Annotated in this window: 20 protein-coding genes; 11 read left to right on the top strand and 9 right to left on the bottom strand. The window is 73.0% G+C overall.

What is annotated here, in order from left to right; all coding sequences use genetic code 11:
- The first annotated feature begins 142 nt into the window (after positions 1-142).
- Entirely contained in the window at positions 143-1,585 is a 1,443-nt protein-coding gene (locus ACFYW1_RS02290; RefSeq protein ID WP_388985803.1) for an amino acid permease, read from the top strand.
- A gap of 63 nt (positions 1,586-1,648) precedes the next feature.
- On the opposite strand, the gene ACFYW1_RS02285 is transcribed toward ACFYW1_RS02290, so the two are convergent.
- On the bottom strand, positions 1,649-2,080 hold the full coding sequence (locus tag ACFYW1_RS02285) for an ATP-binding protein (protein ID WP_388985801.1): 432 nt from the start codon (positions 2,078-2,080) through the stop codon (positions 1,649-1,651).
- A 244-nt stretch (positions 2,081-2,324) separates the two neighbouring features.
- On the opposite strand from ACFYW1_RS02285, the gene ACFYW1_RS02280 reads away from it, so the two are divergent.
- A complete protein-coding gene (locus tag ACFYW1_RS02280) occupies positions 2,325-3,152 on the top strand; it encodes an enoyl-CoA hydratase family protein (RefSeq protein WP_388985799.1) in 828 nt (275 codons plus the stop codon).
- A gap of 2 nt (positions 3,153-3,154) precedes the next feature.
- Complete coding sequence (locus ACFYW1_RS02275; protein ID WP_388985797.1) at positions 3,155-5,485, top strand: bifunctional salicylyl-CoA 5-hydroxylase/oxidoreductase; 2,331 nt, start codon at positions 3,155-3,157, stop codon at positions 5,483-5,485.
- Here the strand turns inward: ACFYW1_RS02275 and ACFYW1_RS02270 are convergent.
- The 3 genes from ACFYW1_RS02270 to ACFYW1_RS02260 are packed head-to-tail and all read right to left on the bottom strand — an operon-like array spanning position 5,472 to position 8,394.
- The gene (locus tag ACFYW1_RS02270; RefSeq protein ID WP_388985795.1) at positions 5,472-5,915 is read right to left on the bottom strand and encodes a hypothetical protein; all 444 of its coding nucleotides are present in this window, start codon (positions 5,913-5,915) and stop codon (positions 5,472-5,474) included. The two genes, ACFYW1_RS02275 and ACFYW1_RS02270, sit on opposite strands and share 14 nt — an antisense overlap.
- On the bottom strand, positions 5,912-6,736 hold the full coding sequence (locus ACFYW1_RS02265; RefSeq protein ID WP_388985793.1) for a GNAT family N-acetyltransferase: 825 nt from the start codon (positions 6,734-6,736) through the stop codon (positions 5,912-5,914). The genes ACFYW1_RS02270 and ACFYW1_RS02265 overlap by 4 nt, the downstream gene beginning before the upstream one ends.
- A gap of 56 nt (positions 6,737-6,792) precedes the next feature.
- Positions 6,793-8,394, bottom strand: coding sequence for an AMP-binding protein (locus ACFYW1_RS02260; protein ID WP_388985791.1), 1,602 nt, complete (start codon positions 8,392-8,394; stop codon positions 6,793-6,795).
- Between the two features lie 211 nt (positions 8,395-8,605).
- Between ACFYW1_RS02260 and ACFYW1_RS02255 the strand changes: the two genes are divergently transcribed.
- Together ACFYW1_RS02255 and ACFYW1_RS02250 are read left to right on the top strand one after the other, a co-directional pair.
- Positions 8,606-9,733, top strand: a complete 1,128-nt coding sequence (locus ACFYW1_RS02255) for an acyl-CoA dehydrogenase family protein (RefSeq protein WP_388985789.1) — start codon at positions 8,606-8,608, stop codon at positions 9,731-9,733.
- Positions 9,730-10,131 (top strand): RidA family protein, encoded by a 402-nt coding sequence (locus ACFYW1_RS02250; RefSeq protein ID WP_388985788.1) that lies wholly within the window; start codon positions 9,730-9,732, stop codon positions 10,129-10,131. The genes ACFYW1_RS02255 and ACFYW1_RS02250 overlap by 4 nt, the downstream gene beginning before the upstream one ends.
- 67 nt (positions 10,132-10,198) lie before the next feature.
- Here ACFYW1_RS02250 and ACFYW1_RS02245 read toward each other — a convergent pair whose 3' ends face one another.
- Genes ACFYW1_RS02245 through ACFYW1_RS02225 form a run of 5 tightly spaced genes read right to left on the bottom strand, consistent with a single transcriptional unit; the run spans position 10,199 to position 15,636 of the window.
- Positions 10,199-11,332, bottom strand: a complete 1,134-nt coding sequence (locus tag ACFYW1_RS02245; protein WP_388985787.1) for an FAD-dependent monooxygenase — start codon at positions 11,330-11,332, stop codon at positions 10,199-10,201.
- Positions 11,333-11,391: 59 nt separating this feature from the next.
- On the bottom strand, positions 11,392-11,961 hold the full coding sequence (locus tag ACFYW1_RS02240; protein ID WP_388985785.1) for an ATP/GTP-binding protein: 570 nt from the start codon (positions 11,959-11,961) through the stop codon (positions 11,392-11,394).
- Positions 11,962-11,966: 5 nt separating this feature from the next.
- The gene (locus ACFYW1_RS02235) at positions 11,967-12,371 is read right to left on the bottom strand and encodes a DUF742 domain-containing protein (RefSeq protein WP_388985783.1); all 405 of its coding nucleotides are present in this window, start codon (positions 12,369-12,371) and stop codon (positions 11,967-11,969) included.
- Positions 12,368-12,805, bottom strand: coding sequence for a roadblock/LC7 domain-containing protein (locus ACFYW1_RS02230; RefSeq protein ID WP_388985781.1), 438 nt, complete (start codon positions 12,803-12,805; stop codon positions 12,368-12,370). Before ACFYW1_RS02230 ends, ACFYW1_RS02235 begins: the two co-directional genes overlap by 4 nt.
- The gene (locus tag ACFYW1_RS02225; RefSeq protein ID WP_388985779.1) at positions 12,802-15,636 is read right to left on the bottom strand and encodes a nitrate- and nitrite sensing domain-containing protein; all 2,835 of its coding nucleotides are present in this window, start codon (positions 15,634-15,636) and stop codon (positions 12,802-12,804) included. Before ACFYW1_RS02225 ends, ACFYW1_RS02230 begins: the two co-directional genes overlap by 4 nt.
- Positions 15,637-16,085: 449 nt before the next feature.
- Between ACFYW1_RS02225 and ACFYW1_RS02220 the strand changes: the two genes are divergently transcribed.
- From ACFYW1_RS02220 to mnhG, 6 genes are read left to right on the top strand one after another with little or no spacing between them, the layout of a single operon-like run.
- Positions 16,086-19,022: a Na+/H+ antiporter subunit A gene (locus tag ACFYW1_RS02220; RefSeq protein ID WP_388985777.1), complete on the top strand. Its 2,937-nt coding sequence runs from the start codon at positions 16,086-16,088 to the stop codon at positions 19,020-19,022.
- On the top strand, positions 19,019-19,774 hold the full coding sequence (locus ACFYW1_RS02215; protein ID WP_388985775.1) for a Na(+)/H(+) antiporter subunit C: 756 nt from the start codon (positions 19,019-19,021) through the stop codon (positions 19,772-19,774). Before ACFYW1_RS02220 ends, ACFYW1_RS02215 begins: the two co-directional genes overlap by 4 nt.
- A complete protein-coding gene (locus tag ACFYW1_RS02210) occupies positions 19,771-21,426 on the top strand; it encodes a Na+/H+ antiporter subunit D (RefSeq protein ID WP_388985774.1) in 1,656 nt (551 codons plus the stop codon). The genes ACFYW1_RS02215 and ACFYW1_RS02210 overlap by 4 nt, the downstream gene beginning before the upstream one ends.
- On the top strand, positions 21,423-22,049 hold the full coding sequence (locus tag ACFYW1_RS02205) for a Na+/H+ antiporter subunit E (RefSeq protein WP_388985772.1): 627 nt from the start codon (positions 21,423-21,425) through the stop codon (positions 22,047-22,049). Before ACFYW1_RS02210 ends, ACFYW1_RS02205 begins: the two co-directional genes overlap by 4 nt.
- Complete coding sequence (locus ACFYW1_RS02200; RefSeq protein ID WP_388985770.1) at positions 22,046-22,372, top strand: monovalent cation/H+ antiporter complex subunit F; 327 nt, start codon at positions 22,046-22,048, stop codon at positions 22,370-22,372. The genes ACFYW1_RS02205 and ACFYW1_RS02200 overlap by 4 nt, the downstream gene beginning before the upstream one ends.
- The gene (gene mnhG, locus ACFYW1_RS02195) at positions 22,369-22,722 is read left to right on the top strand and encodes a monovalent cation/H(+) antiporter subunit G (protein ID WP_388985768.1); all 354 of its coding nucleotides are present in this window, start codon (positions 22,369-22,371) and stop codon (positions 22,720-22,722) included. Before ACFYW1_RS02200 ends, mnhG begins: the two co-directional genes overlap by 4 nt.
- The last annotated feature ends 63 nt before the right edge of the window (positions 22,723-22,785 follow it).

Here is a 22,785-nt window from a genome sequence, read left to right as displayed (position 1 = left end):
GTGCGCGCCACCGGTTCCGGAACCGGCCCGGACCCGGCCCCCGGGGTCGTGCCCGATGCCGGGACCGGTGACGGAGCCCGGGGTCCCCACGGCTCCGGTGCGCGTCCCCCCCACGTGTTCCACCAGAGAAGAGACCATCCCCGTGAGTCCGCTGCGCCCATCGAGTCCCGCGCGCCCGTCCGGGGCGCGCGTCAAGAGCCCCCACCAGCTGATCGCAGAGTCCGGCGCCGACCTGGAGGGGCACGGGCTCAAGCGCACCATGGGCCTCTTCCAGCTCGTGTGCTTCGGCATCGGTGCCGTCGTCGGCACCGGCATCTTCGTGGGCCTCTCCGACAGCGTCGCCGAGGCGGGTCCGGCGGTCGTGCTGTCCTTCGTCCTCGCCGCGATCACCTGCATCTTCACCGCCTTCTCCTTCGCCGAGCTGGGCAGTGCCATCCCGGTCTCCGGCAGCTCGTACTCCTTCGCCTACGCGACCCTCGGCGAGCGCGTCGCGTTCCTCGTCGGCTGGTGCCTGCTGCTGGAGTACGGCGTCTCGGTCTCCGCGGTCGCCGTCGGCTGGAGCCAGTACGTCAACGAACTGCTGGACAGCCTCTTCGGCGCGCAGCTGCCCGCCGCGCTCTCGGCCGGGCCCGGCGACGGCGGCATGATCAACCTGCCCGCCGTCCTGGTGGTCATGATGGCCGCCACCCTGCTGGTGCGCGGCGTGCGGGAGAGCGCCGGGGCCACCGCCGCCATGGCGATCCTCAAGATCACCATCCTGCTCCTGTTCTGCGCCATCGCCTTCACGGCCTTCGAGCGCGGCAACCTCACCCCCTTCTTCGCCCACGGCCCGGCCGGGGTCACCGCCGGGGCCTCGCTGGCGTTCTTCTCGTACATCGGCTTCGACGCCATCACCACCGCCGGCGAGGAGGTCAGGAACCCGCGGAGGAACATCCCGGTCGCGATCATGATCTGCATCGGCCTGGTCACCCTGCTCTACTGCGCGGTGGGCCTCGCCGCGATCGGGGCCCTGGGCCCGGACGCCGTCGCCGACAAGCCCGCGGCGCTCTCGATCGTCGTCGACCAGGTCACCGGTTCGACGGTCGGCGGCGGGATCATCGCCTTCGGGGCGGTCGTCGCGATCGCGTCCGTCGTGCTCGCGGTGATGTACGGACAGACCCGCATCCTGATGTCGATGTCCCGGGACGGCCTGATCCCGCGGGTCTTCGAACGGGTCTCGCCGCGCACCGCCACCCCGGTCGCCAACACCTGGATCGTGGCGGTGGTCTTCGCGGTCCCGGCGGCCTTCTCGTCGCTCGACGTGGTGGTGAACCTGACCACCATCGGCACGCTGGCCACCATGGTCGTGGTGAACCTCGCGGTGATCGTGCTGCGCCGCCGCAACCCGGAGGTCCGGGGATCGTTCCGGGTGCCGCTCTATCCGCTGAGCCCGCTCCTGGGCGTCGGCTTCTGCCTCTACCTGATGTACGGGACGGGCTGGGCGACCTGGGCGCAGTTCGCGGTGTTCCTGGCCGTCGGTGCGACGGTGTACGCCTGCTACGGCCGTGGCCGTTCCCGGCTGGCGGCCGCGGACCCGGGCCGCTGAGGGCGTCCGGCCGGTTCCCGGGGCGCGTCACCGGGGCGGGGCGGGTCACCGGGGCGGGGCGGGTCAGTTCTCGGGCACGAGGGCGGGCAGGGTGAACCACACCGCCTTGCCGTGCTCCGTCGCACGGTGGCCGCAGGACGAGCTGAGCGCGCGGATCAGCAGCAGCCCCCGGCCGTGCTCCTGCCAGGGGTCCGGCTCCTCGCCGGGCCGCGGAAAGGTGAGGCCGCCGGGCGGGGCGGGGGCGCGGTCGTGCACCTCCACCTGGCAGCCGGTCGGCAGGAGCTCCACCACCAGCTCGATGGGGTCGTCGTTCCCGGTGTGCTCGACCGCGTTGGCGACCAGCTCCGCGGTGAGCAGCTCGGCGGTGTCGGCGTAGGTCGACGCGTCGATGTCCGCGAGCGCGGTGCGGATCAGGGCGCGGGCGATGGGCACGGCCGCCGTCGAGTGCGGCAGATCGATCCGCCACGAGGTGGTAAAGGGTGCGTCGGGAGACACGGCATGGTTTCCCTTCCGGGGCGAGAGGGTGCTCTGTGACGGGAGTGTTCTCTGCGGATCAAGACTTCTCCTCTTCAACCTTATGAACCGCAAAAAATCGGACAAGGGACTACCGACAGGTATGCAAGGGACGTTGGACACTTCTTTCCCGTCCTCCCTGTGTTGCGTTCTCGTGACGGAGGTCACGTACGGGTGATAAGTTCGATCGCAGGTAGCAGCCGACGGCTGAAGGGGAGCCCCCTCCATGAGCCCGTTTCCCAGCTCCGCCCGCCGCACGGACGAGTGGCGCCATCTGCGGCTGACCGTGGACGACGGGGTCGCCACCGTCACTCTCGCCCGGCCCGAGAAGCTCAACGCGCTCACCTTCGGCGCCTACGCCGACCTGCGCGACCTGCTCGCCGAACTGTCCCGCGAACGTGCCGTACGGGCCCTGGTGCTCGCGGGCGAGGGCCGCGGCTTCTGCTCCGGCGGGGACGTCGACGACATCATCGGCGCGACGCTCGCCATGGACACCGCCCGACTCCTCGACTTCAACCGGATGACCGGACAAGTCGTACGAGCCCTGCGTGAGACCCCCTTCCCCGTTGTCGCCGCCGTACACGGAGTGGCCGCCGGCGCGGGCGCCGTTCTCGCGCTGGCCGCCGACTTCCGGATCGCCGACCCGTCCGCCCGGTTCGCCTTCCTGTTCACCCGGGTCGGCCTCTCCGGCGGCGACATGGGCGCCGCCTACCTGCTGCCGCGCGTCGTCGGCCTCGGCCACGCCACCCGGCTGCTGATGCTCGGCGAACCGGTCCGCGCCCCCGAGGCGGAACGGATCGGACTGATCAGCGAGCTGGCCGAGGAGGGTCGGGCGGACGAACGGGCGGCGGCGCTCGCCCGCCGCCTCGCCGACGGCCCGGCCCTCGCCCTCGCCCAGACCAAGGCGCTGCTCACCGCCGAACTCGACATGCCGCTCGCCGCCGCCGTCGAGATGGACGCCGCCACCCAGGCCCTGTTGATGCACGGCGAGGACTACGCGGAATTCCACGCCGCCTTCACCGAGAAACGGCCCCCGAAGTGGCAGGGCCGGTAGCGATGCCCTCCCGATCGGCCCAGGACCCGGCCCGGGCCCCGGCGACCGCGCCCCGGACCGGCGTGCGGCGGATCGCGGTCATCGGCGGCGGCCCCGGCGGCCTCTACGCCGCGGCCCTGCTCAAACGGCTCGACCCGGCCCGCGACATCACCGTATGGGAGCGCAACGCCCCCGACGACACCTTCGGCTTCGGCGTCGTCCTCTCCGACGAGACCCTCGGCGGCATCGAACACGCCGACCCCGTCGTGTACCGGGCGCTCACGGACGAATTCGTCCGGTGGGACGACATCGACATCGTCCACCGGGGCGTCACCCAGACCTCCGGCGGCCACGGCTTCGCGGCCCTGGGGCGGCGCAGGCTCCTGGAGATCCTGCGCGAACGCTGCGCGTCCCTCGGGGTACGTCTCCACTTCCGCACCATGGCGCCCCCGGCCGCCGAGCTGGCCGCCACGCACGACCTGGTGATCGCCGCCGACGGCGTGCACAGCCCCACCCGCGCCGCACACGCCGACGTCTTCGGCCCCCGCCTCACCACCCACCGCTGCCGCTACATCTGGCTCGCCGCCGACTTCGCCCTCGACGCCTTCCGCTTCGAGATCGCCGAGACCGCGTACGGGGTGATGCAGCTCCACGGCTACCCCTTCTCGGCCGACGCCTCCACCGTCATCGTCGAGATGCGCGAGGAGGTCTGGCGGGCCGCCGGGTTCGACACCTGCTCCGTCGAGCACTCGACCCTGCGCTGCGCCAAGGTCTTCACCGAGGCGCTCGGCGGCCGGCCGCTGCGCTCCAACCGGTCCGCCTGGACCGCCTTCCGCACCGTCGTCAACACCCGCTGGTCGCACGGCAGCACCGTCCTCATCGGCGACGCCGCCCACACCGCGCACTTCTCCATCGGCTCCGGCACCAAACTCGCCGTCGAGGACGCCCTCGCCCTCGCCGCCTGCATCGAGGAACAGCCCGACCTGCCCGCCGCGCTGTCCGCCTACGAGGCCGAGCGCCGGCCGGTCGTCGAATCCACCCAGCGGGCCGCCGCGGCCAGCCTGCGCTGGTTCGAGGAACTGGGCACCTACGTCGACCAGCCGCCCCGCCAGTTCGCCTTCAACCTCCTCACCCGCAGCCGCCGCGTCACCCACGACAACCTGCGCCTGCGCGACCCCTCCTTCACCGCCGCCGTCGAGGAGGAGTTCGGCGGCCTCCCCGACACCCCGCCGATGTTCACCCCGCTGCGGCTGCGCGGCCTCGAACTCCGCAACCGCGTCGTCGTGTCCCCCATGGACATGTACTCGGCCGTCGACGGCGTCCCCGGCGACTTCCACCTCGTCCACCTGGGCGCCCGCGCGCTCGGCGGCGCCGGACTCGTCATGACGGAAATGGTGTGCGTCAGCGCCGAGGGCCGCATCACGCCCGGCTGCGCCGGCCTCTACACCGACGAGCAGGCCGCCGCCTGGAGCCGCGTCACGGACTTCGTCCACACGAACGCCCCCGGCACCGCCCTCGGCGTCCAGCTCGGCCACTCGGGCCGCAAGGGTTCCACCCGCCGGATGTGGGAGGGCATCGACCAGCCGCTCGACCACGGCAACTGGCCGCTCGCCGCCGCCTCCCCGATCCCGTACCGGGACGGCGTCAACCAGGTCCCGCACGCCCTGGACCGGGCCGGACTCGACGCCGTGCGCGAGCAGTTCGCGGCCGCCGCCCGCCGCGCCGCCCGTTGCGGCTTCGACCTGCTCGAACTCCACTGCGCCCACGGCTACCTGCTGTCCGGCTTCCTCTCGCCGCTCACCAACCACCGCACCGACGAGTACGGCGGCTGCCCGGCCAACCGCCTCCGGTTCCCCCTGGAGGTCTTCGACACGATCCGCGAACAATGGCCGGACGCCCGGCCCATGACCGTCCGGATCTCGGCGACCGACTGGGCCGAGGGCGGCACCACGGCCGACGACGCCGTCGAGATCGCCCGCGCCTTCGTCGCCCACGGGGCCGACGCCATCGACGTCTCCACCGGCCAGGTCGTGCCCGACGAACGCCCCGAGTACGGCCGCTCCTACCAGACCCCGTACGCCGACCGGATCCGCAACGCCCTGTGCGTGCCCGTCGTCGCGGTCGGGGCGATCTCCTCCTGGGACGACGTCAACTCGCTGCTCCTCGCGGGCCGGGCCGACCTCTGCGCCCTGGCCCGCCCCCACCTGTACGACCCGCACTGGACCCTGCACGCGGCGGCCGAACAGGGCTACACCGGGCCCGGCGCTTCCTGGCCGGCCCCGTACCGGGCTGGCAGCAGGACCCCGCCGACGGGCCGCACGGACGCCCCGAAACCCCGGCTCACCCTGGGGTGACCGGCAGGCACTCGTGGCAGAGGCACGGGTCGGGGTGCGGAGCCCCGTGATGGGCGTGCCGCTCCTCCCGGGCGACCCGCTCCAGCAGCGCGGCCAGCTCCTCGGCCTCCTCCCGGCCGGCCACGAGCGGACCGGGGCACCGCTTCAGCACGGCCGGGGTGTACACCAACCGGGCCCGGAAGGTGTGGAGATGACGGGTCCCCGTGTCGATGGTGATCCAGCGACCGGTGTGCCGCCCGTGGCCGACGGTGGTCAGCTGCTGGTGCCCCATCCCGGCGTAGGTGTCGACGACGTACACCTTCGCCCCGCCCCGGTACGCCTTCGTGCCGGGGCGCAGCTCCTGCCCGCCATCCCCGTACCGCCGCCACAGCACCACGTTCGCCACGACCAGCCAGGCGGGTTCCGGCGGGCCGCTCGCCGCCCCGCTCACCGCTGCACCGCGCTGATCAGCAGTCGGTCCGAGACCGCCCGGTAACCGATGCGCCGGTACACGCCGTTGCTGGTCGGGTTCGTCAGGTCGGTGAAGAGCAGCACCTCCCGCGCGCCCGCATCCCGCGCCGCCCGGCTGCTCTCCGCCGTCACCGCGGCCGCGTAGCCCCGTCGGCGGTGCTCGGGCGGGGTGCGGACCGTCGAGATCCGTACCGTGCCCGCGATCCGCGGCGAGGCGCCGGCCATCGACACCGGGACGCCGTCACCGTCCTCCCAGAGCGTCAGCCCGCCGGACGCCAGCCGCTCGTCCACCATCCGTTCGACGCGGGCGCCGGACTGGCCGGTCTCGTCGGCGAACGCGAGGTGCCAGTGCACCAGCAGTTCCCGGTCGGCGGCGACGGCGGCCCTGGGCCGGCCCGGGGGCGCGGGGGAGGGCGGGGTCAGCGTGCCCAGCCGGTGGAGCCGCTGCTCCTGGTCGACCCGGTGGCCGGGCCAGAGACCGGCGAGCACCTCGGCGGAGGCCCGGTCCGCGTTGATCCGGGTCAGGGGCAGCGCGACGACCAGCGGTTCGAGCGCCTCCGGGGCGACGGACCCCAGCATCGGCGGGTGCGGCGGGGTCCGCACCAGCGTCCCCGCGACCTCGCCGTCCGCCCCGCGCCACCAGCCGAGCAACGGGGCGGCCTCGCCGTAGGCGTGCGGGCCCTCGCGCCGGAGCGTCGCGGTGACGGTAAGGATCACGGTGTTCTCGGCGGGCCGGGCGGCGAGCGAGGCGCCGGCCGCGTCGAGAAAGACGTCGACGTCGTCGGTGAAGGTCCAGGGCATGCCTCATCCTGCCGGGTCCGCGCCGCGCGGGGCACCCGTATTTCGGGACGCGGGGATCAGCCGTCCCGCAGCCGGAAGCGTTGCAGCTTCCCGGTGGCGGTACGGGGGAGGGCGGGCAGGAACTCGACGACGCGCGGGCACTTGTGCGGGGCCAGCTCGTTCTTCACGTGCGCGCGCAACGCGTCGGCCGGAACGTCCGCGCCCTCGCGCAGCACCACGTACGCCACCACGATCTGGCCGCGCAGCTCGTCCGCCCGGCCCACCACCGCGGCCTCGGCCACCGCGGGATGGCGCAGCAGGGCGTCCTCGACCTCGGGGCCCGCGATGTTGTACCCGGAGGAGATGATCATGTCGTCGGCGCGGGCGACGTACCGGAAGTAGCCGTCCGGCTCGCGCACATAGGTGTCGCCGGTGAAGTTCCAGCCGTGCGCCACGTACTCCCGCTGGCGCCCGTCGGCGAGGTAGCGGCAGCCCACCGGACCGCGCACCGCCAGGAACCCCGGTTCGCCGTCCGGCACCGGCCCGCCGTCGCGGTCCAGGACCCGGGCCTGCCAGCCGGGCACGGGGACGCCGGTGGTGCCGGGGCGGATCGCTTCGTCGGCGGCCGAGATGAAGATGTGCAGCAGCTCGGTGGCGCCGATGCCGTTGATGATGCGCAGCCCCGTCCGCTCGTACCAGGAGCGCCAGGTGGACACCGGGAGGTTCTCCCCGGCCGACACGCAGCGCCGCAGTGCGCCCAGGTCGTGCTCGTCGACGTGGTCGAGCATCAGGCGGTAGGCGGTCGGCGCGGTGAACAGCACCGAGACCCGGTGGGCGGCGAGCGCGGGCAGCAGCCGGTCCGGGCCGGACTGTTCGAGCAGCAGGGCGCTGGCACCGGCCCGCAGCGGGAACACCACCAGGCCGCCGAGCCCGAAGGTGAAGCCGAGCGGCGGGCTGCCCGCGAACACGTCGTCGGGCGTGGGCCGCAGCACATGGCGCGAGAAGGTGTCCGCGATCGCCAGCACGTCCCGGTGGAAGTGCACGCAGCCCTTGGGGCGCCCGGTGGTGCCCGAGGTGAACGCGATCAGCGCGACGTCGTCCGCGGCCGTGTCCACGGCCCGGTACGGGCCCGTCACGGTGCCGGTCAGACGCAGCAGGTCGTCCTCGTCCCCGCCCCCGTACACCGTGATCCGCAGCCCCGGCACCTCGGCCCGCACCAGGTCGTCGACGGCCCCGGCGTCGCACAGCGCATGGCTCACCCGGGCGATCGAGCAGATGGTGGACAGCTCCGCGGGCCGCTGCCGGTCCAGCACGGTGACGGCGATCGCGCCCGCCTTCAGCACCGCCAGCCAACAGGCGGCCAGTCGGGGCGTGGTGGGGCCGCGCAGCAGGACGCGGTTGCCGGGGACGACCCCGAGGCGGGAGGTGAGGACGTGGGCGATCCGGTCCACCCGCTCCCGCAGCTCCCCGTAGCTCCAGACCGCGCCGTCGGCGGTGCGGAAGACGGGGCGGTCTGGGCCGAGGCGGTCGATCGTGCGGTCCAGCAGCTCCGCCGCGCAGTTGAGGCGGTCGGGATAACGCAGTTCGGGAAGGTCGAAGAGCAGGTGCGGCCACTGGTCCGGAGGTGGCAGGTGGTCCCTGGCGAAGGTGTCGAGGTGCGCTGAGGTGTTCGGGTCCATGACGGATCGCCCCCTTGTCGCCCTTGGAGCGTATCGTTTGTGTGACGGTAGTCAACGGTCCGCGATAGAGCGAGTCGACGGGGGAACGAGCCGACGGGGAACGGCCGACCGGGTGACGGAAGGCCGGGAAGGCGGGCGCGGACGGGTACGGAAGAACGAGCGGACGGGAACGGGAAGCAAGCAGACGAGACGCGACAGGAGAGGCGCCCGTATGACGGCATTCTCACTCGATCCGGAACAGACCGCCTGGTGCGAGGAGCTCGAAACCCTCGCCGGGCGACAACTGCGCCCCCTCGCCGAGAAGGGCGAGCCGGGCCACGTCAACCGCCCCCTGATCGCCGCACTCGGCGCGGCGGGCCTCATCGACCGGCTGCTGGACTCCGGCGCCCTCGACCTCTGCCTGCTCCGCGAGTCCCTGGCCCGGGCCTGCCCGGAGGCCGAGACCGCGCTGGCCCTCCAGGGGCTCGGCACCCACCCCGTGGTCCGGGCGGGCACCCCCGCCCACCGCGCCCGCTGGCTCCCCGGGGTGCGCGCCGGGCGCGCCGTGGCCGCCTTCGCGCTCAGCGAGCCGGGAGCCGGCTCCGACGCGGCGGCCCTCGCCCTGGCGGCCGGACGCGACGGCGACGGCTGGCGGCTGACCGGCGAGAAGTGCTGGATCTCCAACGCGCCCGAGGCCGACTTCTACACCGTGTTCGCGCGCACCACCCCCGGCGCCGGATCGCGCGGCGTCACCGCGTTCCTGGTCCCCGCCGACCGCCCCGGACTCACCGGCACCGCCCTCGACATGCTCTCGCCGCACCCCATCGGGGCCCTGGCCTTCGACGGGGTCCCGGTCACCCCGGACGACGTGCTCGGCGAACCGGACCGGGGCTTCCGCGTCGCCATGGACACCCTCAACCTGTTCCGGCCCAGCGTCGGCGCGTTCGCCGTCGGCATGGCCCGCGCCGCCCTCGACGCCACCGTGGAGCACACCGCGCACCGCACCGCGTTCGGCGGCCCGCTGAAGGACCTCCAGGCCGTCTCCCACCAGGTCGCCGAGATGGCCACCCGCGTCGAGGCCGCCCGGCTCCTGGTGTACGCGGCCGCCGCCGCGTACGACGCGGGGGAACCCGGTGTGCCGCGCCGCGCCGCCATGGCCAAGCTGTACGCCACCGAGACCGCCCAGTACGTCGTCGACGCCGCCGTCCAACTGCACGGCGCCCGCGCCCTGCGCCGCGGCCACCTCCTGGAACACCTCTACCGGGAGGTCCGCGCGCCACGGATCTACGAAGGCGCCAGTGAGGTCCAGCGCACCATCATCGCCAAGGAGCTGTACGCGAACCGGGAGGCATCCGCATGAGTCCGGTCCACCGGATCAACCCCGTCGAACTGGCCCCGCCCACGGGCTTCTCGCACGCCGTCACGGCCACCGGCGGCCAACTGGTCTTCCTGGCCGGGCAGACGGCGCTCGACCAGGACGGCGCGGTGGTCGGCGACGACCTGACCGAGCAGTTCGCGACGGCGCTCACCAACCTGCTCACCGCCCTGCGCGCGGCGGGCGGTGCCCCGGCGGACCTGGCCAGGGTCACCGTGTACGCCACCGATGTGGCCGACTACCGCAAGAGAGCCGCCGAACTGGGCAGGATCTGGCGGCGGCTGGCGGGCCGGGACTATCCGGCGATGGCGGTCGTCGGAGTGGCCAGGCTCTGGGACGAACAGGCCCTCGTCGAACTCGACGGGATCGCGGTACTTCCCTGACCTGCCGTCAGGAACGTTGCCGCGGGCGGCCGTACGGGCCCGGGGGCCGGGCCCGTACGGCCGTCGGTCAGTACGGCTTCACCAGCACGTGCGCCGCGCCCGGGATGCCGACCTTCAGCAGCTCGTCCTCCTCGGGCGTGGTCGGGCTGCCCGTCTCCTGCTTGAGCACCGCGCGCGAGATGGCCTGCACCCACATGGCGCGGGGCCGGCGGCGGGCCTCCCACGCGGCGAGGGCCGCGGGCACCCCGTCCTCGGAGTCCAGCGACCGGGCGAGCACCAGGGCGTCCTCGACGGCCATCGCCGCACCCTGCGCGATGTGCGGGGTGGAGGCGTGCGCGGCGTCACCGGCCAGGGCGACCCGCCCGACGTGCCAGGGCTCCTCCACCGTCACCTGGGAGATCCGCGAGTACACCACGGCGGCCGGGTCGGTGACGTGGCCGAGCGCCTCGGCGACCGGTCCCGAGAACATCGCCAGCCGCTCCGAGAGCTGCTCGTGGGCCCGCAGCGGGTCCGGCCGGAAGTCCTCGGCCTCGGCGAACACCGCGCCCAGGTACATCAGTTCCTCGGTGATCGGGGTCAGCAGAGCCTTGGCCTCCTGCCCCGCGGTGCTCATCAGGACACCCCGGACCCGGTCCTGCCGGGGCACCGTCACCCGCCAGTTGGCGAAGCCGGTGTACCGGGGGGCGTAACGGTCCCCGTACAGCCGGGTGCGCAGCGGCGAACCGATGCCGTCGAAGCCGACCACCAGGTCCCAGCGGCCCGAGGAGCCGTCGGAGAGGGTGACGTCCACCCCGGCGCCGTCGTCGGTCAGCTCGGTGATGGTGGTGCCGAAGCGGATCTTGGCGCCCGCGGCGACGGCGGCGGAGTTCAGGATCCGGGCCAGGGCGGGCCGCGGGATGCCGTTGTTGGAGGGGGCGTCGCCCATCCGGGGCTGGGGTATCTCGGCGAGGGTGTTGCCCGCCGGGTCGGCGATGGTCAGCACCTCCCACTCGAAGCCCGCCGCGAGGCACGCGTCGAGGACCCCGATCTCCCGCATGACGTGGAGGGCGTTGGACGGCTGGATGATGCCGACGCCGAGGGCCTCCAGCTCGTCGCGGAGCTCGGCGACCTCGACGGTGTGACCGCCGCGGGCCAGGGCGGTGGCGAGGGTGAGCCCGCCGATGCCGCCGCCGTGGACGAGGACGCGCAGGGGTGTTGCCATCTCAGATCTCTCCAGAACGAGAAGAAGTACGGGAAGTGCGGGAAGTACGCGGCCGGAGGTCAGCCGGCCGCGACGGGCAGGCTCATCAGGTGGTCGACCAGGGCCAGCAGCACGTCCCGGCCGAAGGCCCGCTCCCGGACGTCGCCGATCAGCAGCGGAACGTGCGGGTCGAGGTCGAGGGCGGCCCTGATCTCTTCGGGGCTGCGGGAGTTGTGGCCGTGGAAGCAGTTGATCGCCACGACGAACGGGATGTCCCGGCTCTCGTAGAAGTCGATCGAGGCGAAGCTCGTCTCCAGCCTGCGGGTGTCGGCGATCACCACGCCGCCGAGCGCCCCGTTGACCAGGTCGTTCCACATGAACCAGAAACGCTCCTGGCCCGGGGTGCCGAAGAGGTAGACCACCAGCTCGGGGCTGACCGTGATCCGGCCGAAGTCCAGGGCCACGGTGGTGGTGTCCTTCTGACCGACCCCGGCCAGGTCGTCGACGCCGACGCTGGCCTGGGTCAGGTACTCCTCGGTGCGCAGCGGGGTGACCTCGCTGACCGCGCCCACCAGGGTGGTCTTGCCGACGCCGAAGCCTCCGGCGATGAGTATCTTGACGGCGGCGGGGGCCGCCTGACTGCTTGTCATGTGGTTCAGAGTCTCCGGAGTCCGTCACGAACGGCGGCGAGCAGGCCCATGTCGGCCCCGCCGGCCGCCCGCGCCACCGAGAGCGGGGCGCGGGCCAGCAGCAGGCCCTGGGCGACGAGGTCGGCCAGCAGGATCTTGGTCACCGACACCGGGAGGCCGAGGTCGGACGAGACCTCGGCGACCGCGGACGGGCGGCGGCAGCGGTCCAGGATCATCCGGTGCTCCGGCTGGAGCCGCCCCGGCAGGACCGGCGCGCCGCGCTCGTCCCGGGGGTCCTGGACGGTCGTGAGTACGGTGATGAGGCTGAAGTCGTCCCGCTCGGGAGCGGTCCGGCCCCGGGTGATGGTGTACGGGCGCACCATCGTGCCCGCACCGTCCTCCGCGTCCTCCTCCTCCCAGTACGGGGTCACGCGAGCTGCCCGCCCCCGGTACCGAAGGCGTCGAACTCGCTGCGGGCCGGGGTGCTCAGCTTCTGGCCGACCTGCTGCACGAGGTTGTGCATGGCGAGCGACATGATCTCGGCGTCCACCTCCTGGGAGGCGATCACGGCCAGGTGGGTGCCCTGAGCGGCCGAGATGATGAAGAGCCAGAGCTCGTTCAGCTCGACGATCACCTGGTGCACGCTGCCGCCGTTGAAGAGCTGGCCGACACCGCGGGCCAGGCTCTGCTGGCCGGTGCAGATCGCGGCCAGCCGCTCGGCGTCGGGGCGTTCGATGGTGCGCGAGTGGCTGACCACCAGGCCGTCGTCGGAGAGCAGGACTGCGTTCAGGGTCTCGGCCACCGAGTCCACCAGCCCGTCGAGCAGCCAGTCGAGGTCCTGGTGAGTGGCGGTTGTGCGTGTCATGGCCGTTCTTCTCTCGTAGGGAGGGGGATGGCGGGCGGTGCGGGCTGCGTGGACGCCTCTTCGGTGGCGCGGGCGGCGCGGGACCGGCGCTGGAACGCCCCGATCGCGGCTCCGGCCCGGCGCGGCGCCGCCGGCCGCGACGGCGGGTTCTCCTGCCGTCCCGGCTGGTCCGGTGCGGTGGGCCGGGCAGCCGGCGCGATCCGCAGTTCGTCGGCCAGGCTGGCCTGGCGCACCCGGCGCGGCAACGGGGGTTCCGCTCCGGGCGTGGGCGTGGAGGGAACGGACCGGTCGGCCCCGTCCTCCCGGTGGACGGCCTCCGGCTCCGGCGGGGCCGGGTGGTCGGGCACGGAGACCGGCAGCTGCGCGGTCCGGGCGGCCTGCGGGCCGGGGCCCGGCAGGGACGGGCCGTCCCCGGCACCGGTGGGATACGGCGCGGCGTACGGCTGCTGGGCCACCGTGTACGGCTGCTCGGACGCCGGGTACGGCGGCTGATCCACGGGGTACTGCCCCGCCGCCGTCATGTACGGCCGCTCGGCCTGTCCGTACGGGTCCTCGTGCGTGGAGTACGGCGTGGCCGGTGCGGTGTAGGGGCTTTCCGGCATCCCGTGGGAAGCGCCCTGCGCCGGCTCGGCGGGGGACCGCTCCGGGCCCGCGGCCGGGTTCCCCGGTACGGCGTACGGCTGTTCCCGGTCGGGGAACGGGGCCGGGTCCGGCTGGTGGGTCCGCTGTTCCCGCTCCGCCGGGTACGGCTGCTCCGCGCCGGCGTGGGGGGCGCCCGCGGCGTTCAGCGCGGTGACTCCGGCCAGGGCCTGGCCCTGTACGCGGGTGGGCAGCGCGCCGTCGGGAGCGGCGGCCGGTGCCGGGGCCGGGGGAGCGGCGGCCGGGGCGGGCGCGGGGGACGGCACGCCGACCGGGCCGGTCCGCGGCTCGGGCACGGTGAGTTCGTCGGGCACGAGCACGACCACGCGGGTGCCGCCGTACGCCGAGGAGCGGAACTCCACCCGCAGCCCGTGCTGGTCGGCGAGGCGCGCGATCACGTACAGGCCGAGACGGATGTCGTCGGCGTGGGCGAGCACGTCCATGCGGGGCGGCCGGGCCATCAGCTCGTTGGCCGCCGCCAGCTGCTCCTCGTCCATTCCGAGGCCGCGGTCCTCGACCTCGATGGCCAGGCCCCGGATCACCTTGGCGGCCCTGACCTCGACCGGGCTCGGCGGCCGGGAGAAGCTGAGCGCGTTCTCGATCAGCTCGGCCAGCACGTGGGAGACCGGGCCGACGGCGCGCTCCGACAGCCAGGGGCTGCCGTCGATGTCCAGCACCACGCGCCGGTAGTCCTGCACCTCGCCCTGCGCGGAACGCATCACGTCCAGCAGCGGGACCGGCTTGCGCCAGCGCCGGTGCGGCGAACCGCCCGACAGGATCACCAGGTTCTCCTCGTACCGCCGCAGTCGGGCGGTGAGGTGGTCGAGGTCGAAGAGGCCGTTGAGCACCTCCGGGTCCTCGTGCTTGCGCTCCAGCTCGTCCAGCTTCTTCAGCTGCTGGCCGATCAGCTGCTGGGTGCGGCGGGCGATGCGCTGGAGCAGGCGCTCGAAGCCGCGGTGCTGGTCGGCCTGTTTGACGGCCGCGGCCAGCGCACTGGTGCGGGCCAGGTTGAGGGCGTCGCCGAGCCGGGTCAGCTCGTCGTCGCCGGCGTTCTCGCCGTCGCGCTCGATGGCCCGGGCCTCGGCCTCGACATCGATCCGCTCGCCCTGCGCGAGCCGCTCGACGACCTCCGGCAGGGCCTTCTCCAGCTCCTCGGCCCGCTCCTGCAGATGCCCGATCCGGCGCCGGAGGTTACGGGTGAGGCGCCAGGTGGTCCAGATGACCGCGACCACGGCCAGCAGACCGATGACGCTGGTCAGCACCATCCTGAGCAGCAGCGACATGACACTGCCCTTGCCCTCCTCGACCACGAGGGCGGTGCGGTGCTCCAGCAGCTTCTCGATCTGCGGGTCGAGTTCGTCGATCGCCCCGCGCCAGGTCTCCTGCCGGGCGTCCAGGGCGACGAACCCGTCCGCGTCGGCCTCGGCCGGGCGCAGCACCTTGTTCTCCACCCGGGTCTTGGCCTTCCAGGCGTCGCTGCGGATGATCTCCTGCCACATGGCCTTCTCGTCCGCGGGGAGCATGGGGACGACCCTGGTGGAGTACTGGAGTTCCTGGCCGGAGACGGCCTCGCGGACCAGTCGCAGATCCGCGGTGCTCAGCTTCCCGTCGGCCCAGCCGCGCGCCAGCAGGGCATCCGAACGGGAGATCATCTCCTTGGTCCAGAACAGTTCGACCAGCGGCTGCGAGAGCGTGGTGATGTGGCCGTTGTCGACGTGGCTGAGGGCCGCGAAGAGTTCGAGGTCGACCGCGATCAGGTCCGTGTAGTAGCCGTACACGGCCTTCTGCTGCTCCTTGCCCCCCTCGTCGACGAGGGTGCGCTGGGTGGGCAGCTGGTCGATCGCCTTGCGGGCCTCGGCGACCGCGTCGCGGACCTCGGAGGGGGCGTCGTCGGTGGCCACGTCGGAGAGCGACCGGAAGCTCTCGACCGCCTTGTCGGTCAGCTTGCGCTGCTGCTGGAGTGCCTCGGCGGCGCCCTTGTGCCGGGCGAGCGCCTCGGCGCTGAGCCGACGCTCCTCCTGCAGGTTGTAGTACACGATGTTGGACGGCTGACCGGCCTTCTGGGCCAGTTGCCCCTGGGTCGCCTGGCGCTGGAAGTCCAGCAGGGTCTGGCCGCTGGTGACGGCCCAGAGGGCGGCCAGTGCGACACCGGGAACGATGGCCAGTACGAGCAGGGCTGTCCGCAACGACATGGGGGTCGATCCGGTCCGCCGTGAGGCGCGCGTGCGCAGGGCGTGCTCCTTGACGATGGTGCCAGCCTCATGACTGGTCAAATCCGTTGAGAATCTGGACGGGAAGATATTAGTCACAGTGAAAAAAGGAACAGAAAGCGGGCTCACATGCGCATCACCGATCGCCCGCAGTTTCCTCACCGAACCCTGAAGCAGCCCGTTTCACACGGGTTCGTATGGCGGCCGGGGGTATGTCCCGCGCCTCTTCCGGTCCTCGGCGGTGGTGGGGAGTGGCCGATTCCGGGGTTGCGCCCGGGGTGACGGACCCACTGCGCCGCACCGGGTGCGGCGCGCCGTACGGGTGAAGGGCTTTCAGGGATATATCTGTATTCGGTGCTCTTTGCCCGTAATCCATCGTTCAGGCAGCGAACATCCGCCCGGAGCGGGCGCGGGACGCCCACCGGCGCCGCATGACCGCGCTCATCGTCTGCCACTTCGTCCTGGCCGCCTGCGCGCGCCCGCTGGTGCGGGCGCTGGGCAGCCGCGCCTTCGTCCTCCTCGCGCTGCCCCCGGCCGCCACCACCGTGTGGGCGGCCACGCAGTGGAACACCACCGCGTCCGGCGGCTCCGTCACCCGGTCGTGGCCGTGGATGCCCGCCTACGACGTCACCGTCGACCTCAGGCTCGACGCGCTCGCCGAACTGATGGTGCTGCTCGCGGCCGGGATCGGCACCCTCGTTCTGCTCTACTGCGCCTCGTACTTCACCGGCCGCACCCCGCAACTGGCCGGATTCGCCGGGAACCTGCTCGCGTTCGCGGGCGCCATGCTCGCCCTCGTCCTCGCCGACGACCTGATCTCGCTCTACGTGTTCTGGGAGCTGACCACGGTCTTCTCGTACCTGCTGATCGGATACGACAGCGAGCAGAAGCACAGCCGCCGCTCCGCACTCCAGGCGCTCACCGTCACCACGCTCGGCGGCCTCGCGATGTTCGTCGGCTTCCTGCTCCTCGGCCACATGGCGGGCACCTACCGCATCTCCGCCATCCTCGCCGACCCGCCCCCCACGGGCCCCGCCCTCTCGGTCGCGGTGCTGCTGATCCTGTGCGGGGCCCTGTCGAAGTCGGCGATCTGGCCGTTCAGCCTCTGGCTGCCCAACGCCATGGCCGCACCGACGCCCGTCAGCGCCTATCTGCACGCCGCCGCGATGGTGAAGGCCGGGGTGTACCTGGTCGCCCGGCTCGCGCCCGCCTTCGCCGACGTGCCGGTCTGGCGGCCCGTCGTGATCGTCCTCGGCGCCGTGACCATGCTGCTCGGCGGCTGGCGGGCCCTGCGTCTGAACGACCTCAAACTGGTCCTCGCCTACGGCACCGTCAGCCAGCTCGGCTTCCTCACCCTGCTCGCCGGGGCCGGCACCCGGGACACGGCACTGGCCGCCGCCGTCATGATCCTGGGTCACGCCTGCTTCAAGGCCCCGCTGTTCCTCGTCACCGGCATCGTCGACCACGCGGCCGGCAGCCGTGACCTGCGCAGGCTCTCCGGCGTCGGACGGGCCCTGCCGCACGTCTGCGCGGTCGCGGTACTCGCCGCCGCGTCCATGGCGGCCCTGCCGCCGCTGCTCGGATTCGCCGCCAAGGAAGCCGCGTTCGAGGCACTGCTGCACGGCTCCACCGCCGACCACTGGGCGCTGGGCCTCACCGTCGCCGGCTCGGCCCTGACCGTCGCGTACACCGCGCGGTTCGTCTGGGGAGCCTTCGCCCGCAAGCCCGGCGTCGCGGACACCCCGGTGCACCGGGTGGGCCCGGCCTTCCTCGCGCCGCCCGCGCTGCTCGCGCTCTGCGGGCTGGCGCTGGGACCCGGCGTCGAATGGACCGACCGGCTGCTGAGCGCGTACGCGGACGCGTTCCCGCCGTCCCCGTACCCGTACCACCTCGCGCTCTGGCACGGTTTCGGGACCGCCCTGCTGCTCTCCACCCTCGCCACGGCGGGCGGCGCGGTGCTCTTCCTGGGCCGCACCACCGTGACCCGGCTCTCCCGCCGGATCGCCTGGCCGACCGCCGACAGCGTCTTCGGACATCTGCTGCTCGGCCTGGAACGGTTCTCGCTCCAGCTCACCGGCCTCGTCCAGCGCGGCTCGCTCTCCGTCTACCTCGCCACCACCCTGCTCGTGATGCTGGCCGGTCAGCTCACCGTCCTCGGCGTGGACCGGCCCTGGCAGGGGGCCGCGGCCCCGCGGCTCTGGGACGTCCCCCTGCAGGGCGCCGTCGCCGCGCTGACCTGCGCGGCCGCCCTCCTGTGCCTCACCGTCAGCCGCCGGATGAAGGCGGTGGTGCTGGCCGGGCTGACCGGATACGGCGCGGCGCTGCTCTTCGTCGTCCAGGGCGGCCCCGACCTGGCACTCACCCAGTTCTGCGTCGAGACCGTGTCGATGATCGTCTTCGTGCTGGTGCTGCGGCGGATGCCGGTGCACTTCCAGGAGTCGGTCAGCACCTGGCGGCGCGCGGTGCGCATCCCGGTGGCCCTGGCCGCGGCGGCGACGCTCGGCGTGGTGGTGTGGGTCGCGGCGGCGGCCCGTACCGCGGACCCGGCGGGGGCGGCCATGGTCGAGGAGGTCTCCCACCACGGGCTCAAGGACGTCGTCGCCACCATCCTGGTCGACCTGCGAGCCTGGGACACGATGGGGGAGTCCGCCGTCCTCGCCGCGGCGGCGATCGGGGTGACGAGCCTGATCTACCTGCACCGCCGCACCGAGGAACCACCGCGCGAGGAGATCCGGGGACGGACCGCCTGGTCGGTGACGTCCCCCGGCCTGACGGGGCTTCCGCACGGCGACGAGGGGGCACCGGAACGCGGCTGGCTCGCGGCCGGTTCGACGCTGGCGCCCGAACACCGCTCCATCGTCTTCGAGGTCGTGGCCCGGCTGCTGTTCCACCCGATCCTGGTGCTCTCGGTGTACCTGCTGTTCTGCGCCGAGAACATGCCGGGCGGAGGCTTCGTCGCCGGACTCGTCGCCGGACTCGCGCTGATCACCCGTTACCTGGCGGGCGGACGCTTCGAACTCGCCGAGGCCGCACCGCTCCAGCCCGGACTCTTCACCGGCCTCGGACTGTTCGTCTCCACCGGGGTCGCCCTGCTCGGCCTCACCGACGGAACGGTCCTGCACGCCTGGACCCACCACGGCCGGCTGCCCCTGATCGGCGAGTACCACCTCGGCACGCCGGTCCTCTTCGACTTCGGGGTCTACCTGCTGGTCCTGGGCGTGGTGCTGGACATCGTGCGGGCGCTCGGCGCCAAGATCGACCGGCAGATCGAGCGGGCCGTGATCGAGAAGGCGGCCGCGAGGACCGCGGCGGCCGGCACCGGCGCACCACCGGGAACAACCCCCGGGACGGGAGGCGTCGCCGAATGACGGTCAGCGTCTCGCTCCTGGCCACCGCCGTGGTGCTCTGCGCGGTCGGCGGCATCCTCATGCTCACCAGGCCGCTCACCCGCATCCTGCTCGGCGCGGTGATCGCGGGCAACGGCATCAACCTGCTCGTCCTCTCCGCCACCGGCGCGGCCGGCGAGGAACCGCTCCTCTACGGCGTCCCGCTGGGACGGGTCACCGACCCGCTGCCGCAGGCCATCGCGCTCACCGCGATCGTCATCACCCTCGCCACCACGGCGTTCCTCCTCGCCATGGCGTACCGCAGCCACCAGCTGACCGGCACGGACGAGGTCCACGACGACCTGGAGGACCGGCGCATCGCGCTGCGCGCCGAGGTGCTGGGGGAACGCGACGAACTGCGCGAGCGGTACCGGGCCGCCGACGACGTCACGGACGAGCAGCGCGCCCGCTACCGCGAGGAACGCCGCCGGCTGCGGGCCCGGCTGCGCGCCGACCGGGCCCTGCAGGCACGCGGCCGGTACGCCACCGGCGACCTCTGGCACGACGTGCTGGGCGCGGACCCCGAGGACTACGCGCGGCAGCGGCCACGCGCGGAGGACACCGGCCCGGGGGAACGAAGCACCGGCAACGACCCGCCGGAGGCCCCCCGTTCCGAGAACGGTCCGCGCCCCGGGGACGGCCCGCGGGGGCGCTCCCCGGGAGCTCCCCGCGCCGCAGACGGCCCCCCGGAGAACCCCCGCCCCGACGACGCCGATCCAGGAGCCACCGGATGAACGCACTCGTCCCCCTGCCGGTGCTGCTGCCGCTCTGCGCGACCGGCCTCAGCCTCGCCTTCGGCACCCGGCTCAAACAGGTCCAGCGCCTCATCAGCGTCGCCGTGCTCGGCGCCGTGCTCGGGCTCTCCGTCACCCTGATGATCGTCGCCGACCTCCGCGGCCCGCTCACCGTCGACCTCGGCGACTTCGCACCGCCGCTCGGCATCACCCTGGTCGCCGACCGGCTCTCCGGGCTGATGCTGACGGTGTCCTCCGCCGTCACGCTCTGCGTGCTGGTCTACTCCCTCGGCCAGGGCATGGCCGACCGCGACGAGGAGACCCCCGTCGCGGTCTTCCACCCCGCGTACCTGATCCTGGTCGCCGGGGTCTCCTGCACCTTCCTCGCCGGCGACCTGGTCAACCTCTACGTCGGCTTCGAGATCATGCTGGTCGCCAGCTTCGTCCTGCTCACCCTCGGCGGCACCGGCCCCCGGGTCCGGGCCGGCTCCACCTACGTGATCATCTCGCTGTTCTCGTCGATGCTGTTCCTCACCGCCATCGCCATGACGTACGCGGCGGCCGGCACCGCCAACTTCGCGCAACTGGCCGAACGGCTCGGCGAACTGCCGCCGGGGGTGCAGACCCTGATCCAGGCGATGCTGCTCACCGTCTTCGCCATCAAGGCCGCCGTCTTCCCGCTCGCAGCCTGGCTCCCCGACTCCTACCCGACCGCACCCGCCCCGGTCACCGCGGTCTTCGCGGGCCTGCTCACCAAGGTCGGCGTCTACTGCATGCTCCGCACGGAGACACTGCTCTTCCCCGGCAACCGGCTCGGCGACCTGCTGATGGCCACCGCGCTCGCCTCGATGGTCGTCGGCATCCTCGGAGCCGTGGCCCAGACCGACCTGAAACGGCTGCTCTCCTTCACCCTCATCAGCCACATCGGCTACATGGTCTTCGGCATCGGCCTCGCCACCCGGGACGCGTACGGCGGCGCGATCGTCTACGTCGCCCACCACATCACCGTCCAGACCACCCTCTTCCTGGTGGCGGGGCTGATCGAACGCCGGGGCGGCACCACCGAACTCACCCGGATCGGCGGCCTCGCCAAGGCGGCCCCGCTGCTCGCCACGCTGTTCTTCGTCCCCGCCATGAACCTGGCCGGCATCCCGCCGCTGTCCGGCTTCATCGGCAAGCTCGGGCTGATGCGGGCCGGGGTCGCCGACGGCGGCTTCTGGGCGTGGACCCTCGTCGCCGGATCGGCGGTGACCAGCCTCCTGACCCTCTACGTGATGGCCAAGGTCTGGAACCTGGCGTTCTGGCGGGCCGCGCCGCCCGGACAGGCCGCGTACGGCACCGTCCTGGAGTCCGGCTCCGACGAGGACGACACCGAAACCGACGAGGGCCCCGACCACATCCCCGCCAGCGGCGACGAACCGGTGCACCCCCGCCACCAGCCCGCCGGACGGGCGGTCACGGCCACCCTGCACGGCCACGCCGTCACCACCACGACGAAACTGCCCCGGCCGATGACCGGGGCGACCGCGGCGGCCGTCGGACTCGGTCTCGCCTTCACCGTGTTCGCCGGACCGCTGACCTCCTACACCGACCGCGCCGCCGCCGAACTCATCGCGCGGACGCCCTACACGCAGGCGGTGCTCGGCCGGTGAAGCGACTGATCAAACTGTCCTTCCGGAACAAGGACCTGCCGCCCTTCAGCTGCGAGTTCACCGGACGCCGACGGCGCGTGCTCGACCTCCCGCTGATCGCCTGGCTCACCTTCATCTGGATGTTCCTCTGGTCCGGCCTCAACTGGGCCAACCTGCTGACCGGCGCGGTCGTCGCGGTGGTCGTCTGCCTGGCCTTCCCGCTGCCCCGGGTCGACCTCGGGCTCCGTCTGCACCCCTGGGGCATCCTGATGCTCGCCGGCTATCTGCTCTACGACATGTACACCTCGGGCGTACGCGTCACCCGGCAGATCTTCGTCGACCATCCGCACCGGGCCGCCGTCATCGCCGTACCGCTGCGCTGCCGCTCCGACCTGATGCTCGCCGCCACCGCCGTCGCCGTGTCGAACGTCCCAGGCGGATCGGTCGTCGAGGTGCGCCGCGCCACGGCCACCGTCTTCCTGCACGTCCTCGACGCGGACCGGCCCGCCGTGCTCGACGCGGCACGGCGCTCGGTGTGGCGCCTGGAGGCGCTGACGGTACGCGCCTTCGGCACCGCCGACGAGATCGCCCGGGTCGCCGAGCCACCGCCACCCGTCGCACCCGGCAAGGGAGTCGGTGCATGAGCACGCCGGAAACCGTCGAACGGGCGCTGCTCACCGCGTCCGTCGTGCTGATCGTCGTCGCCGGGGCGGGACTGCTCGCCCGGATCTGGCGGGGCCCGTCCATGCTGGACCGGGCGATCTCGCTGGACGTGTGCGCCGCCCTCATCATCGCGGGCCTGGCCGCCAAGTCGGCCTTCGCGCGCGACTCGTTCTACTTCCCGATCATGCTGGTGCTGGCCTTCCTCGGGTTCACGGGGTCGGTCGGCATCGCCCGCTTCATCGCCGTCCGGGACCGGCCGCCGCGCCGGACCCCGGACGGCGGCGGCGAGGGGGAGCCCCGGTGAACGTCTGGCTCCAGGTCCTCGACATGACCGGCGCCGTACTGGTCCTCGTCGGCGCGGCCGTCTGCCTGCTCGGCGTGATCGGCATGCTCCGCCTCCCCGACGTCCTCTCCCGCAGCCACGCCGCCACCAAACCGCAGACCCTCGGCATGCTCCTGGCCCTCGCCGGGGTCGCCCTGCGCCTGCGCAGCGGCATGGACCTGGCGACCCTCGGCCTGATCGGCTTCTTCCAGCTGATGACCGGCCCCGTGGCCGCCCACCTGGTGGCCCGGTCCGCCTACCGGACCGGCCAGATCGACCACGGCGAGCTGCTCTTCGACGAACTGGACGAGCAACTGACCGAGGAGGAGTGACCCGGAACCGGCCACCCCCGATCACCCGCCCCGCACGGACGACACCGCACGGGCTCCCCCACC

The sequence above is a fragment of the Streptomyces sp. NPDC002669 genome, assembly GCF_042889165.1.
Classification (GTDB): Bacteria; Actinomycetota; Actinomycetes; order Streptomycetales; family Streptomycetaceae; genus Streptomyces.
This window is presented reverse-complemented; position numbering and strand designations above follow the sequence as displayed.